Source organism: Kribbella sp. NPDC049584 (assembly GCF_040675555.1).
Lineage (GTDB): Bacteria > Actinomycetota > Actinomycetes > Propionibacteriales > Kribbellaceae > Kribbella.
The window spans coordinates 491,313-505,584 of record NZ_JBFAPF010000001.1; the positions used below are offsets into that span (position 1 = coordinate 491,313).

Sequence of the window (14,272 nt, forward strand, 5' to 3'; positions counted from 1 at the left end):
AACCTGCCGCCCACCGTCAGGGCGAACAGATTTCAGGACGTCGCTCCCGTATAGCGCCGGAGTCCCCGTCGCCACGCCAGGCCCGCCAACCCGGCTGCGGCGACCGCCGCCAACAGCCCACCGACCAGCACTCCCACTCGCGGCCCGCGCAGCAACGCGGCTGATGGAACCGAGGCGATCAGCGCCATCGGGAACACATAGGTGAGGATGACGCGGATCGGGCGCGCGAAGACGTCGGTCGGGTAGCGTCCCAGCTGCCACGCGGAGTGGAAGAACACGTCCAACTGCAGCTTCGGCGCCCAGAACGCCAGGCACGCCAGCAGCACACTCAGGGCCCACGTCACGACCAGCCCCGCGATGACGAGCACCAACCAACTGAGCACCCCGGCGACGCTCAGCGACTGACCCGCGATCCCCCACCCCAGCACACCGAGGCCCAACACGAACTGGATCAGTGCGAGCGGCGAGGACAACGACAGGCTGGCCAGGAACAGACTCGAGGCCGGCTGCAGCAAATACCCGTCCAGCTTCCCGTTCCGGATGCCGGTCTCCGGGAACCACGACAGGTTCGGATCGATGAACGTCCCCCGCAATCCGGTGATCAGCTGATACGTCCCGATCAGCACCAGGAACTCCGCCTTCGACCAGCCCGCGAGACTGTCGGCGCGCGTGAACACGATCAGCACGGCCGCCACCGCCGTACCAAGGCCCGTAAACGCCAGCAGTACGTCGAACAGCAGGTTGACCCGGAACGCCACGCTCCGCCGCAGCGCCATCGAGAAACCGACACCCGCCAGCCGGAGCAGCTTCACGATCCCACCGCCGTGTACCGCCGTACGCCGATCCGCCACACGACCGTGACCACAGCCACCAGCACCCCCACCCAGATCAGTTGATATCCCAGCGAACCCTTACTTCCAGAGGCGATCTCGGCCGGCAAACCGATCATGCCGTAGAACGGCAGCACCTCGGCGACCCGGCGCCACGCATCCGGCAGCAGTGCGATCGGCGCCGCCGTACCGCCGAGCAGGAACGTCAGCTGACTCCCGAAGCCGACCACCGCATGCACGCGATCGGTCCAGAACGCGGTCAGCGCGAGCAGAAACGTCCACAAGAACACCAGGACCGCGGCGAGCGCGACGTACGGCGTACTGCGCAACACCGCCGACCAGTCGAAGCCGACCTGCAGCGCGATCCCGGCGAGCAGCACGATCGGTGCCCCGAGCAACGTCAGCCACGCGCGGATGGCGAGGTTCATTCCGATCACGCCGATCACGACCGGTTGCGGACGGAGCAGCTCGTGGCTCAGCGTCCCGTCATAGATCCGCTCGGAGAACGTGTGTTGCTCGAACGACTCCGTCATCAGCGTCACCATGATGACCGCGACGTAGTACCGCGCGATGGACGGATCGTCAGGGTAGACGGCCGACCACACGAACAGCCCGATCAGCGGCGCGACCACCGCCTGCACCACGAGCGTCAGCAGGAACCACCACGCGCCGGACCACTCCAGCACCTCTTGGCGCAGCCGGAATCCCAGCAGTACCGCGGTTCTCATCGCAGTCCCTCGCGATACGCCTGGTCGATGACCTTCTCCAACGGCGGCTCCTCGACGGCGAGATCCACGATCTCCATTGCCTGCAGCAACCGTCCTGTCGTCGCCGCCACCTCGTCCCGCGGCACCCGCAGTACCCACTGCCCGTCGGCTTTCTCGATCACCTCGCCGAACGCGGTCGCATCGCCTTGGGTGGAGATCCGGATCAGCTTGTACGGCGACAACCGGGCGGACAGCTCGGCTAGCGGTCCGTCGTACTGGACCTTGCCGTGGTCGATCAGGATCAGGCGCGGACAGAGGGAGGCGACGTCGGCCATGTAGTGGCTGGTCAGGAGTACGGTCGCGCCGGTCTGCTCGACGTACTCCGAGACGAACTCGCGGATCTGGCTCGCGGCGCTGACGTCGAGACCGATCGTCGGCTCGTCGAGGAACAGGACCTCAGGGCGGTAGATCAGCGCCATCGCCAGGCCGACGCGCATCCGTTCCCCGAGGCTCAGCGCGCGGAGTTGGCGTTCGAGTAGGGGTTCGAGGTCGAGGAGCGCTTCGAGGTCGGTGAGCGTACGGCGGAACGTGGGGCGCGCGACGTCGTACAGCAGGCGCTGGTACTCGAGGGAGTCCATCACGGTCAGCTCCTGCGATCCGCCGACCGGCTGGCTGCCGCGGACGAACGCGATCCGCTTGAGGAATGTCGAGCGGCGTTGCCACGGGATCGCGTCGAGGACCCGGACATCGCCGCCGGTCGGGTGCAAAATCCCGGAGAGGATCTTCATCGTCGTGGTCTTGCCGGCGCCGTTCGGACCGATGAACCCGGACACCTGGCCCGGCGCGATCGTGAACGAGACCTGATCGAGGGCCTGGACGGTCTTGTACTCGCGCTTGACCAGCGAGCCGAGCGCAGCGCGGAGGCCGCCTTTGCGGACGGGCGCCCGGTAGGACATCGAGAGGTTTTCGACTTCGACGGCAGACATGGACCCGACGGTAGGAAGAAAAGACGCCCATTGATGGCTTATTTTCCTGCGATGATCGGGGCATGCGTGCCGAACGGCTCCTCCGCCTGCTCCTGCACCTGCAGACCCGCGGGCAGTCGACGGTCGCGCAACTGTCCGCTGCGCTGGGGGTCTCGCCGCGTACGATCCAGCGCGATCTCGAGGTCTTGAGCCTCGCCGGCGTTCCCGTGTATTCGATCCGCGGGCGTGGCGGTGGGTGGACGCTCCTGCCCGACTACCGCACGCGGATCACTGGGCTCACACCGTCGGAAGTCATGTCCGTCTTCGTCGGCGCGACCGCGCACGTGCTGGCCGACCTGGGCCTCGACGCCTCGAGCGATCAGGCCGTGACCAAGCTGATCGCGTCGCTTCCGGAAGGGACGCGCCGCGAAGCGGAGTACGCCCGCCAGCGTCTCCTCATCGACCACGCCGGCTGGGACGACCGCCGCGAAACCCCACGTTGGCTGGACCTGTGCCGCGAGGCCCTGTGGGAAGAACGGCGCCTGAACATCACGTACGGCGACCCCGAGCCCGCCCAGACGGCCGGCGCCCCGCGCGGCCCGTTCGCCGTCGCGCCGCTCGGGCTGGTCGCCAAGGCCCGCACCTGGTACCTGGTCGCAGCCCGCACCGACGGCCGCCTCCGCACCTACCGCCTCTCCCGCCTCACCTCAGCCACCCTCACCAACACCCCCTTCACCAGACCCGCAGACTTCGACCTGGCCAACTACTGGACCCAATCCCAACGAGAGTTCCAAGCCTCCCGCCCCTCCTACCCCATCACCCTGAAAGTCCGCGACCACGCAGTACGCCGCTTTCGCCCCACCCACCCCATGGTCCCCGCCGACGACGGCTGGTGGATCCTCCACACCGACCTCGAATCCCCCCACGAAGCCCGCGCCGCCGTCCTAGCCCAAGCCGGCGCCGCCGTAGTCCTAGAACCCCCAGACCTAATCACCCTGGTCCACGAAGCCGCCCTGGCCATCTATCAGTCCGGCAGCCATTCAGAGAACCTCTCCCGCAACACGTCCTGATCAGGCGCGAGCACATCAGCACCGCCGTCGTACGGCGCGTAGATCCACCCAAGCCCAGGCCCGACTACGATCAGACTGGTTAGGTCATCCGCGGTCGCAACCAACAACCGATCCAACTCAGCATCCGTCAGCCCGCACTTCACCCAGCGACAACTACTGGCCGAGGTAGGCGGTGTGGATGTCGGACCAGAGTTCGGTGAGGGTTTCGGTGAGGTCGGTCAGGCGGTCGAGTTCTTCGCGGTCTTCGCCGGAGGAGGTTTGGAGGCTGCGGAACGCCTGGGTGTTGAACTCCGCGGCGGCGGCCGAGACTGTGCCGGCTAGGCGGGCCAGCTCCGACCTGGGAAGGCTCGCCTGGAGCGCGCGCAGGTACGCGGCTTCAGCTTGGTCGTAGGCGTCTTCGAACTGTGCCAGGTCTGCCATGCCTGTAGGTCCTACACGTTGAATCTGAACTCCACGACGTCGCCGTCCTGCATGATGTAGTCCTTGCCTTCCATGCGGACCTTGCCGGCGGAGCGGGCGGCGGTCATGGAGCCGGCGGACATGAGGTCGTCGAACGAGACGATCTCGGCCTTGATGAAGCCGCGCTGGAAGTCGGTGTGGATGACGCCCGCGGCTTCGGGGGCGGTGGCGCCGCGCTTGATCGTCCAGGCCCGGGATTCCTTCGGGCCGGCCGTCAGGTATGTCTGCAGGCCGAGCGTGTCGAAACCTACCCGCGCCAGCACGTCCAGGCCCGGCTCGGAGATCCCCATCTCGGACAGCATCTCGCGGGCCTCGTCCTCGTCGCCGAGCTCGACCAGCTCGGCCTCGAACTTCGCGTCGAGGAAGATCGCCTCGGCCGGCGCGACCAGGTCCCGCATCTGCTGCTTCAGCGATTCGTCGGCGAGTTCGTCGGCGTCGCAGTTGAAGACGTACAGGTACGGCTTGGCGGTCATCAGCATCAGCTCGCGGATCGCGTCGCGGTCCACGTCGGTCGCGATGATCGGCGTACCGGCCTCGAGGTGCTTCTGCGCCTCGCGGACCGCGTCGAGGACGGCGACCGACTCCTTCTTCAGCCGGGCTTCCTTCTCGAGCCTCGGGATCGCCTTCTCGACGGTCTGCAGGTCGGCGAGGATCAGCTCGGTCTGGATCGTGGAGATGTCGTCGGACGGCGAGACCTTGCCGTCGACGTGGGTGACGTCGTCGTCGCGGAACACCCGGGTGACCTGGCAGATCGCGTCCGACTCGCGGATGTGGCTGAGGAACTTGTTGCCCAGCCCCTCACCCTCCGACGCACCGCGGACGATGCCGGCGATGTCGACGAACTGGACGGTGGCGGGGATCACCTTCGCGGAGTCGTACAGCTCGGCCAGCTTGCCCAGCCGTGCATCCGGTACGCCGACCACCCCGACGTTCGGCTCGATGGTCGCGAACGGGTAGTTCGCGGCGAGCACGTCGTTCTTGGTCAACGCGTTGAACAGGGTGGACTTGCCCGCATTGGGGAGCCCGACGATTCCGATGGTGAGTGCCACGGGCGTCAAGGTTACGCGGCCAACAGCGAACTACCCCAATCGTCAGAGGACGAAGGTCTCCAGTGAGGCGCCGTACCAGCGGTCCAGGCGGCCCAGCGGACGCATCCCCAACCGCCCGCACACGGCCAGCGATGCGACGTTGTCCGGGCGCACCACCGCGTAGATCTCGCTCAGCCCGGCCTTGAACCCGTGGGAGATCGCGCCGCGCGCCGACTCGGTCGCCAGCCCGCGGCCCCACGCGTCGGGGTGGAAATGCCAGCCGACCTCGACCTCGCCGCGGCTCGCGCTGCCGTCCGACGGCTCGGGCAGCGGCATAAGCAACACGGTCCCCGCGACCGTCGCCGTATCCCGCTCCTCGACCGCCCAGACGCCGTACGTCGCATCGCGGTTGCGCTCGTTCCACCGCTCGATCGTGCGACCGGCCGCATCACGGTCCGCCATCACCCGGGGCGAGGCGCCGAGCCAGCGCGACACCTCCCACCGCCGATAGATGTCGAACACCCGGTCCCCGTCCGTGTCCACCCAATCGCGCACCACAAGCCGGTCGGTCTCGAACACAATCTTCGGATCCATCGCCACACCTCCCCAACCGTTCATTTATCGGTCCCAACCAGCGGCAAGCAAGCGACGTCTCCAGTCTGTGACCACTTGGACGGATCGCATCGGCATCCCCTCACGCTTCGTGTTCGCCTGCCTGCAATTCCTGCGCTTCGGCTGCCTGGAACTGGTGTCCTGCCTGTTCCCGGCGTTCCTGTTCGCGGGCCTGGCGATCTCGAAGTACGTCGACCTGCCGATCGCCCGGTACGACGCCTTGCTGATCTACTGCATCGGCCTGACGTTGCTGTTCTGGGTGGTCCGCCTGGAGACGTGGCGCGAGGTCGCGGTGATCTTCGGATTCCACCTGGTCGGCCTCGGGCTGGAGCTCTTCAAGGTGCGCGTCGGCTCGTGGCAGTACCCGGGCGACGCCGTGACGAAGATCGCCGGCGTACCGCTGTTCGCCGGCTTCATGTACGCCGCCGTCGGCAGCTACCTGTGTCAGGCCTGGCGACGGTTCGATCTTCGCGTCAGCAACTACCGCCCGTTCCTGACCACGATCTTCGCGGTCCTGATCTACGCGAACTTCTTCACTCACCAGTGGCTGCCCGACCTGCGCATCCCGATCGCGCTCGGTCTGCTGGTCGTGCTGCGCCGTACCTGGGTCTTCTTCACGGTCGGCGTACGCCGGTACCGCATGCCGCTGGCCGTCTCGTTCGCGCTGATCGGATTCTTCTTGTGGATCGCCGAGAACGCCGGCACGTTCCTCGACGCGTGGAACTACCCGGACCAGGTCAACGTGTGGCATCTCGTGCATCCGGCGAAGTTCGGAGCGTGGTCGTTGCTGGTCAGCATGAGCTTCGTGCTGGTCGCCAGCGTGAAGTCGCTCGAAGGCCGGCTGTACCACCGTGGCACGCCTGCAACAGTCGAGATCGCACCGCAACATCACAACGCCAACCATGCTGACAGGTAAGGCGTCTTCAGGGGTGTGAGGCTCCCAGGGTAGGTCGCCCGAGCCGGCGCCGTAGCGAGGAGGTGCTCGGTGCGGTGCATCGGCGCGCGGGGGCGAAGGGGTCGATGCGGAGCATCGTCACCTTTGCACCCGTGCGGCGAGGTGCCGTGCCGAGTGCCCCGCAGTAGGCGCCGGCTCGGGTGACCTGCCCTCTGGGGGAGCTGTTGCTGGGGAACAACCGCCCGATTTTGCAAGGGGAGCATGATGTCGCGAAAGCTTGCCGCCTTCGTCGCGACCGGTGTGGCGCTGGCCGTCGTCGTCGGGTCGCTACTGGTCCTGGCGCTCAGCCACCAACGCCAGCCGGAACCGACCGCGGCAACCACGCAGACCTCGACGTCCACCACGCCGTCGCCGACACCGACCGACACACCGACGCTCAACGCACCGCCCTCGACGCCGCGCAAGCCGGCGCCGGACCCGACCGCAGCGTTTGCCACAGGCAACAAAAAGGTGCTGTTCTTCAGCTTCGACGACGGCCCGGATCCGGCCTGGACCCCGAAGGTGCTGCAGGTGCTCGCGAAGTACGGCGCCCACGCGACGTTCTTCGAGCTCGGCGCGATGCAGACCGCGCACCCAGGGCTGCGTGAGCAGGTGCTTGCCGCTGGCAACACGATCGGAAGCCACTCGATCACGCACCCGCAGCTGACCGCGATCACACCGGCCCGGCGGCACCACGAGATCTTCGACGGACCGAAGTCGACCTGCTTCCGCCCGCCGTACGGCGCGTCGAACCCGAAGGTGCGCGCCGACATCAAGGCTGCCGGGATGGTCCAGGTGCTCTGGGACGTCGATCCGCGCGACTGGGCCCGCCCCGGGACGACCGCGATCGTGCACAACATCATGACGCACGCGCACAACCACAACATCATCCTGATGCACGACGGCGGCGGCAACCGCGCCCAGACCGTCGCGGCCCTGGACAAGGTCCTCCCGCTACTGAAGGCCCAGGGCTACAGCTTCCCAGCCATGGACTGCTGACAGCTACCGGCGCAGAATGCGCCATGGATGCTTCCCGGGAACTGCAACGTCTGGCCAGCGGGTACCAGGTGACACAGGCGATCCACGTGGCCGCCCGGCTGGGGATCAGCGACCTGCTCGCGACCGGCCCGAAGAGCCTGACGGAGCTCGCCTCGGCGAGCGGCACGGACGAAGAGTCGCTGGCCCGGCTGATGCACGCGCTCACCGCCCTCGGCCTCTACACGGCCGACGGTGACGCATTCGCCAACACGGAACTGGGCGCGGCGCTGCGGGTCGACGCACCGCACTCGGTTGCCGGCTGGGCTCGGTTCATCGGCACCGGGTCGCACTGGGAGGCGTACACCGGGCTCGAACAGAGCATCCGCACCGGCGAGACGGCCTTCCCCGCCGTGCACGGACAGCCGGTGTGGGAGTATCGCGCCAAGCATCCGGACGAGCAGGCGGCATTCGACGCGGCGATGACGTCCAGGTCGGACGCCGTGGCCGACGCTGTCCCTGCGGCGTACGACTTCAGCCGCTACCGCACCGTCGTCGACATCGGCGGAGGTCGCGGGCAGTTGCTGATCAGGATCCTCGAGCGCAACCCGTCGGTCAGTGGGGTGTTGTTCGACCAGCCCGACGTGGTCGCGGGTTCCGACGATCTGCTCGCGGCATCAGGTGTCGCGGCACGCTGCAAAGTAGTCGGAGGCAACTTCTTCGAGAGCGTTCCGGCCGGTGACGCAATGGTCCTGAAGTCGGTGATCCACGACTGGGCGGATGCCGAGTCGATCCAGATCCTCCGCACCTGCCGCCGTGCATTGCCGCCCGACGGCCGCGTACTCCTCGTGGAGCAACTCCTGGACCGCTCCCCCGACCCCGTCGGTACGGCGTTCTCCGACCTCAACATGCTGGTCATGACAGGCGGGCGGGAGCGCACCACCGATCAGTACGAGGCGTTGTTCGCCGCGGCCGGCCTCGGTCTCAGCGACGTCGTTCCCACGGCCGGCCAGTCGTTCATCATCGAGGCGACACCCCGGCAAGAGGCGTAGTTCTCAGAAACTGTCGGTGGGCTTCGGCACTATCAGTGACATGTCCGGTACGACGGTGTTGTTGGTGCTGCTCTTCCTCGCGGTTGGGCTGCTGCTGGGTGCTGCGTTCGGCATCTTGTGGGTGCGCGGGCGCGACGGAGCCAAGCTGGCGCGGATCACGGCCGAGCGGGATGCGGCCGAGGACCGTGTCGTCGAGCTGACGCAGGAGCGGACGTCTGTCGGCCAGCAGATGGGCGGCCAGGCTGTCGTCAAGGATGCGCTCGATCGCCTGCACGCACAGCTGAATCAGCTCGAGAAGGGGCGCGCCGCCTGGCAGAGCCAGCTGCACCAGCAGGTCAACGAGGTGCGGATGAGCGGCGAGGCACTGCGCCGTGAGACGGCATCGCTGTCGACCGCGCTGCGAAAACCTCAGGTGCGCGGACGATGGGGCGAGCTGCACCTGCGGCGTACGGTCGAGCTGGCCGGCATGGTCGCGCACTGCGACTTCACCGAGCAGACGACGACGTTCGGCGAGGACGGCGTACTGCGGCCTGACCTGGTCGTGAGGCTTGCCGAGGGCAAGAACATCGTCGTCGACTCGAAGGTCCCGCTGGCCGCGTTCCTCGATGCGAGCGAGTCCGACGACGCGTCGTACCGCGAGGATCGACTACGGGCGCATGCTCGCCATCTGCGGACACATGTCGACCAACTCGCGTCGAAGGCGTACTGGACGCGGCTCTCGCCGTCGCCGGAGTTCGTCATCCTTTTCGTGCCAGGCGAGTCGTTCCTTTCCGCAGCGCTCGACACGGAGCCGTCCCTGCTCGAGTACGCCGCTGAGCGCCGCGTGATCCTGGCCACGCCGACGACGTTGATCGCGACGCTGCGCGCGGCGGCGTACGCGTGGAACCAGTCGGCGCTGACCGAGTCGGCGCAGCAGGTGTTCGAGCTCGGCCGCGAGCTGTACGAGCGACTCAGCACGATGGGCGAACACCTCGGCCGGGTCGGTCGATCGCTGACGTCCGCGGTCGAGGCCTACAACGGCACGGTCGGTTCGTTCGAGCGCCGCGTCTTCATCACCGCGCGCAAGCTTCGCGACCTGCATGTCACCGAGTCCGAGCTGACCGCGATGGAGTCGATCGAGGCGTCGGTCCGCCCGCTCACCGCGCCCGAGTTCCTGGCCATCGAGGACCCCGAACCCACCAGACGTTGGCCACCCACTCAGGCCGGATAGATGTTCCGGACGGCGATCGTCCGGAACCATCGATACCCTCCTCGCCATGGACATCCTCACCGGACCACCGGTCGCCGGCTCGGAAGCTGACACACTGCTGGGTGCGCTGGAGCGCAATCGCCGTACCTTCGCGTGGAAATGCGGTGGGTTGGACACAGCCGGACTGACCAAGCAGCACCCGCCGTCGACGGTGACGCTGGGCGGACTGCTCAAGCACCTCGCGCTGGTCGAGGACGAGTACTTCACCCGCCGGTTGCTCGGCCGGGAGCTGGGCGCCCCGTGGGACGCGGTCGACTGGGACGCCGATCCCGACTGGGAGTGGCACAGCGCGGCGGACGACTCGCCCGAGGACCTCATGAACTTGTGGGAGGCGTCCGTCGAGCGCTCCCGCGCCGCTGTCGCCGAAGCGCTCGCCAACGACGGCGTCGACCAACTGGCCCGGTGGACCGGGCGCGACGGGACCTCGCCGAGCCTGCGCTACATCCTGGTCGACCTCATCGAGGAGTACGCCCGTCACACCGGCCACGCCGACCTGATCCGGGAATCCATCGACGGACTCACCGGAGAGGGTGTTCCCGCGTCCTAATTGTCGGAAAGCCGACAGTGGTGGGCCGTTGACAGTCGGTGGTTACCTCACGACACGATGAGAGCGCTCTCTCGGGGGGCCGACGTGAGGAGGAACCATGCGATTCACAACGCGAATGCTGGCCACCGTCGCGGCCGCCGCGACCGTGGCCGGCGTTCTGTCGGCGCACGCGGACCGGCCGGCGGATGCCGCAGTGCCGGCGACGATCCCGTTGACCATCACGAACAACTCGGGCCGCGGCGACGCCGTGTACATCTACAACTTGGGCACGAATCTGGCCACCGGCCAGCAAGGCTGGGCGGACGCGAGTGGCACGTTCCACGCCTGGCCGGCTGGCGGCAACCCGCCGACTCCGGCACCGGACGCGTCTATCGCCGGACCACGCAACGGCCAGTCCGTCACGATCCAGATGCCGAAGTTCTCCGGCCGGGTCTACTTCTCGTACGGTCAGAAGCTCGTCTTCAAACTGACCACGGGCGGCCTGGTGCAGCCCGCCGTACAGAACCCCAGCGACCCCAACCGGAACATCCTGTTCAGCTGGTCGGAGTACACGCTCAACGACGGCGGGCTGTGGATCAACAGCACCCAGGTCGACATGTTCTCCGCGCCGTACGCCGTGAGCGTCAACGGGAATACGACCGGCCATCTGAAGGCGGGCGGCTACAACGCGGTCTACAACGCGCTCAACGCCAGCGGTTGGGGCGGCCTGATCCAGCAGGCGCCCGACGGTTCGGTCCTGCGGGCACTCTCCCCGCTGTACGGCGTCGAGACCGGCGCACTGCCGGCGAGCGCGATGGACAACTACATCAACCGCGTCTGGTCGAAGTACAGCTCGCAGACGTTGACGGTCACGCCGTTCGGCGACCAGCCCAACACGAAGTACTTCGGCCGCGTCTCCGGCAACGTCATGAACTTCACCAACGGCTCCGGCGCGATCGTCACCTCGTTCCAGAAGCCCGACTCGGCCAGCGTGTTCGGCTGCTTCAACCTGCTCGACGCACCGAACGACCAGGTTCGCGGTCCGATCTCCCGCACGCTCTGCGCCGGCTACAACCGCTCCACGCTGCTGACGAACCCGAACCAGCCCGATCCGAACGACGCCGGCTTCTACCAGGATGCCGTCACCAACCAGTACTCGAAGAACATCCACGCCCAGATGGCCGACGGCCGCGCGTACGGGTTCGCCTTCGACGACGTCGGCAACCACGAGGCGCTCGTCCATGACGGCAACCCGCAGCAGGCCGGCCTGATCCTCGATCCGTTCAACTGAGGCTTGACTCCATGCTCCGTTAGTGGCAACTTACCGTTCGTGGGGACTTACGGATCACTCGAAGCGGCAGGCCCGGTGCTGGATGCGCTCGGGGACCCGACGCGCCGGGTGATCCTCGAGACACTGCGGACCGGCGGGCCGTGCTCGGTCGGTGTTCTGGCCGAGCGCGTGACCGTCAGCCGTCCCGCGATCTCGCAGCACCTGAAGGTGCTCGGGGCGGTCGGTCTGGTGCGGCACGAGTCGCGCGGCACCCGGAACATCTACCGGGTCCACCAGTCCGGTCTCGACGAACTCCGCAGCTGGCTCGACCGGTTCTGGGGCGACGCCCTGGATGCGTACGCCGAGCACGTCAGGCGGACCGAGGAGGAACGGACATGAGTGTGGAGCAAGAGATCTCGCCGTTGGTGAAGACCGTTGTGGTGCCGGCCGCCGTCGAGCGGGCGTTCGAGGCGTTCACCGCGGAGACGTCGGCGTGGTGGCCGATGTTCAGCCACTCGGTCGGCGAGGCCGCGACCAAGGAGGTCCGGATGGAAGGCGTCGTCGGCGGCCGGATCGTCGAGTACGGCGCCGAGGGCGAGCTCGCGACCTGGGGCACGGTGTCGGACTGGGATCCGCCGACGACGGTCGGCTTCAGCTGGCACCCGGGCGGCGATCCGAGTGAGGCCGGTCAGGTCACCGTACGTTCACCCCGACCGGCGACGGCACCGAAGTACAGCTTGTGCATTCCGGCTGGGAGCGCCGCGGCGACGGAGGGCGCGCACGCCTCAGCTACGACACGGGATGGGACTACGTGCTGGGCAAGTACGTGGAGTTCGCCCGATAGTTGGCACATGACAGCTCCCGTTGACGCTCGCGCCTTGGAAGCTTCGCTGCGGCCGCATGGCGAATCGGTCATGCTGCCGCGCGAGGCGTACACCGATCCCGCCGTGCTCGCCTGGGAACGCCGGCATTTCTTCGCCGGTACGTGGACCTGCCTCGGCCGCGTCGACGAGTTGTCCGACGGTACGACGTACCGCGAGGTGACTGTCGGCGATATCGCGACGATCGTGACGTTCGGCGAGCGACCGCGGGCGTTCGCGAACACCTGCCGGCATCGCGGCCACGAACTGCTCCAGCGCGGCGAGACGAGTGAGCACCGTGCAGTGGTCTGCCCGTATCACGGCTGGTCGTACGAGCTGGACGGCTCGGTGAAGACCGCGCCCCGGATGGGCGACTCCTTCCATACCAAACCGTATGGTCTGGTCGAGCTGCCGGCCGAGGTGTGGCAGGGCTGGCTGTTCGTGAACGCGACCGGTACGGCGACGTCGTTCGCGGATCACGTCGGCGGCCTGACCGACCTGGTCGCGCCGTACGCGCCGGAATCCCTTGTCCTGAAGGCGCGGCACGCGTACGACGTCGCGTCGAACTGGAAGACGATCGTGGAGAACTACCACGAGTGCTATCACTGCCCGCTGATCCATCCCGAGTTGTGCAAGGTTTCGCCGCCGACGTCGGGCGACAACTGGAATCTCCCCGGCGCCTGGGTCGGCGGGCTGATGGACCTGCGACCGGACGCCGAGACGATGTCGCTCGACGGCCGGTCACATGGCGTACCCCTCGAAGGCGTTGACCCGCGACGGGTCAATTACCTCGGCCTGTTCCCCAACCTGCTGATCTCGCTCCACCCCGACTATGTGATGACGCATCGCCTGGAGCCACGTGCGCCGAGCCTGACTGCGATCGAGTGCTCCTGGTACTTCCGGCCCGAGGTCAAGGATCCGTCGTACGCCGTGGAGTTCTGGGACATCACGAACCGCGAGGATTGGGCGGCGTGCGAATCGGTCCAGCGCGGCGCCGAGTCCCCGCACTTCCGGCCGGGTCCGCTGGCGCCCGCCGAGGACGCCGTCTACCAATGGGTGACGATGCTCGCCCGCGGCTACCTCGGCAAATCTCTCAGTACCCCAGCGTGAAGCGCTGCTTGTTGTGGGTCGGCTGCTCGAGTTCGTTGATCAGGGCAACCGCGTAGTCCTCGGCGGAGATGTGCTCGCCGATCGGCTCGTCCTGGCCGAGGCGGAAGACGCCGGTCCGCTCGCCCGGGGCGATCACGAGAGCCGGCGACAGCATGGTCCAGTTCACATCGCTCGCACGCAGGTTCTCCAGCGCCTGCGACACCGTCAGCGACTCAGCCTTGTACTCCGCCGGGAAGTTCGGGCTGTCCACCACACGGTTGCCGTTGACAACCAAGCTGCCGGCGCCGCCGACCACGACCAACCGGGTTGCCGTGCCCTGTACCGCGGCGATCAGGTTGTCGACCGCGTCCAGGTAATCCTGGTGGTCCCCGCCGGTCCGGCTCGGCCCGATCGCCGCAACCAGCGCGTCCGAGTCCGCCGCAAGTTCCTTGGCCGACGCGACGTCCCCGGCGTTCGCCTGCACCGCGCAGACGTCGGCCGGCAACTCACCGCCCGACCGGGTGACGCCGGTCACCTCATGCCCGCGGCTCACTGCCTCGGCCACAATTCGGCTGCCGACCATGCCACTTGCTCCGTACACCGCGATCTTCATCGTTGTCCTTTCGTCTGCGATCGCGCCAACGGT

General features: G+C 67.4%; 16 protein-coding genes. 9 read left to right on the forward strand and 7 right to left on the reverse strand.

All coding sequences use genetic code 11. The features are described 5' to 3' along the window. Nucleotides 1-32: 32 nt before the first annotated feature. The 3 genes from AB0J62_RS02375 to AB0J62_RS02385 are packed head-to-tail and all read right to left on the reverse strand — an operon-like array spanning nucleotide 33 to nucleotide 2,523. The gene (locus AB0J62_RS02375; RefSeq protein ID WP_363863383.1) at nucleotides 33-812 is read right to left on the reverse strand and encodes an ABC-2 family transporter protein; all 780 of its coding nucleotides are present in this window, start codon (nucleotides 810-812) and stop codon (nucleotides 33-35) included. Further along, the gene (locus AB0J62_RS02380; protein ID WP_363863386.1) at nucleotides 809-1,558 is read right to left on the reverse strand and encodes an ABC-2 family transporter protein; all 750 of its coding nucleotides are present in this window, start codon (nucleotides 1,556-1,558) and stop codon (nucleotides 809-811) included. The genes AB0J62_RS02375 and AB0J62_RS02380 overlap by 4 nt, the downstream gene beginning before the upstream one ends. After that, entirely contained in the window at nucleotides 1,555-2,523 is a 969-nt protein-coding gene (locus AB0J62_RS02385) for an ATP-binding cassette domain-containing protein (RefSeq protein WP_363863389.1), read from the reverse strand. The genes AB0J62_RS02380 and AB0J62_RS02385 overlap by 4 nt, the downstream gene beginning before the upstream one ends. A 62-nt stretch (nucleotides 2,524-2,585) precedes the next feature. On the opposite strand from AB0J62_RS02385, the gene AB0J62_RS02390 reads away from it, so the two are divergent. Continuing rightward, on the forward strand, nucleotides 2,586-3,572 hold the full coding sequence (locus AB0J62_RS02390) for a WYL domain-containing protein (protein WP_363863392.1): 987 nt from the start codon (nucleotides 2,586-2,588) through the stop codon (nucleotides 3,570-3,572). Between the two features lie 153 nt (nucleotides 3,573-3,725). On the opposite strand, the gene AB0J62_RS02395 is transcribed toward AB0J62_RS02390, so the two are convergent. Genes AB0J62_RS02395 through AB0J62_RS02405 form a run of 3 tightly spaced genes read right to left on the reverse strand, consistent with a single transcriptional unit; the run spans nucleotide 3,726 to nucleotide 5,653 of the window. Then, the gene (locus AB0J62_RS02395; protein ID WP_363863395.1) at nucleotides 3,726-3,992 is read right to left on the reverse strand and encodes a hypothetical protein; all 267 of its coding nucleotides are present in this window, start codon (nucleotides 3,990-3,992) and stop codon (nucleotides 3,726-3,728) included. Nucleotides 3,993-4,003: 11 nt separating this feature from the next. After that, nucleotides 4,004-5,080: a redox-regulated ATPase YchF gene (ychF, locus tag AB0J62_RS02400; RefSeq protein ID WP_363863398.1), complete on the reverse strand. Its 1,077-nt coding sequence runs from the start codon at nucleotides 5,078-5,080 to the stop codon at nucleotides 4,004-4,006. Nucleotides 5,081-5,122: 42 nt separating this feature from the next. Beyond that, complete coding sequence (locus AB0J62_RS02405) at nucleotides 5,123-5,653, reverse strand: GNAT family N-acetyltransferase (RefSeq protein WP_363863401.1); 531 nt, start codon at nucleotides 5,651-5,653, stop codon at nucleotides 5,123-5,125. A 67-nt stretch (nucleotides 5,654-5,720) separates the two neighbouring features. Between AB0J62_RS02405 and AB0J62_RS02410 the strand changes: the two genes are divergently transcribed. The 8 genes from AB0J62_RS02410 (at nucleotide 5,721) to AB0J62_RS02445 (ending at nucleotide 13,647) form a co-directional block, all read left to right on the forward strand. Continuing rightward, the gene (locus tag AB0J62_RS02410; protein WP_363863404.1) at nucleotides 5,721-6,587 is read left to right on the forward strand and encodes a DUF817 domain-containing protein; all 867 of its coding nucleotides are present in this window, start codon (nucleotides 5,721-5,723) and stop codon (nucleotides 6,585-6,587) included. A gap of 243 nt (nucleotides 6,588-6,830) precedes the next feature. Next, on the forward strand, nucleotides 6,831-7,604 hold the full coding sequence (locus tag AB0J62_RS02415) for a polysaccharide deacetylase family protein (RefSeq protein WP_363863407.1): 774 nt from the start codon (nucleotides 6,831-6,833) through the stop codon (nucleotides 7,602-7,604). A 23-nt stretch (nucleotides 7,605-7,627) separates the two neighbouring features. Further along, nucleotides 7,628-8,632: a methyltransferase gene (locus tag AB0J62_RS02420; protein ID WP_363863410.1), complete on the forward strand. Its 1,005-nt coding sequence runs from the start codon at nucleotides 7,628-7,630 to the stop codon at nucleotides 8,630-8,632. A gap of 40 nt (nucleotides 8,633-8,672) precedes the next feature. Continuing rightward, nucleotides 8,673-9,842, forward strand: a complete 1,170-nt coding sequence (locus tag AB0J62_RS02425) for a DNA recombination protein RmuC (RefSeq protein WP_363863413.1) — start codon at nucleotides 8,673-8,675, stop codon at nucleotides 9,840-9,842. Between the two features lie 46 nt (nucleotides 9,843-9,888). Then, complete coding sequence (locus AB0J62_RS02430; protein WP_363863416.1) at nucleotides 9,889-10,428, forward strand: DinB family protein; 540 nt, start codon at nucleotides 9,889-9,891, stop codon at nucleotides 10,426-10,428. 97 nt (nucleotides 10,429-10,525) lie between these two features. Next, nucleotides 10,526-11,698, forward strand: coding sequence for a glycoside hydrolase family 64 protein (locus AB0J62_RS02435; protein WP_363863419.1), 1,173 nt, complete (start codon nucleotides 10,526-10,528; stop codon nucleotides 11,696-11,698). Nucleotides 11,699-11,737: 39 nt separating this feature from the next. Next, nucleotides 11,738-12,076 (forward strand): metalloregulator ArsR/SmtB family transcription factor, encoded by a 339-nt coding sequence (locus AB0J62_RS02440; RefSeq protein ID WP_363863422.1) that lies wholly within the window; start codon nucleotides 11,738-11,740, stop codon nucleotides 12,074-12,076. Further along, nucleotides 12,073-13,647 (forward strand): SRPBCC family protein, encoded by a 1,575-nt coding sequence (locus tag AB0J62_RS02445; RefSeq protein WP_363863425.1) that lies wholly within the window; start codon nucleotides 12,073-12,075, stop codon nucleotides 13,645-13,647. Before AB0J62_RS02440 ends, AB0J62_RS02445 begins: the two co-directional genes overlap by 4 nt. On the opposite strand, the gene AB0J62_RS02450 is transcribed toward AB0J62_RS02445, so the two are convergent. Next, nucleotides 13,631-14,239, reverse strand: a complete 609-nt coding sequence (locus AB0J62_RS02450) for an NAD(P)H-binding protein (RefSeq protein ID WP_363863428.1) — start codon at nucleotides 14,237-14,239, stop codon at nucleotides 13,631-13,633. The genes AB0J62_RS02445 and AB0J62_RS02450 overlap by 17 nt on opposite strands. Nucleotides 14,240-14,272: the final 33 nt, after the last annotated feature.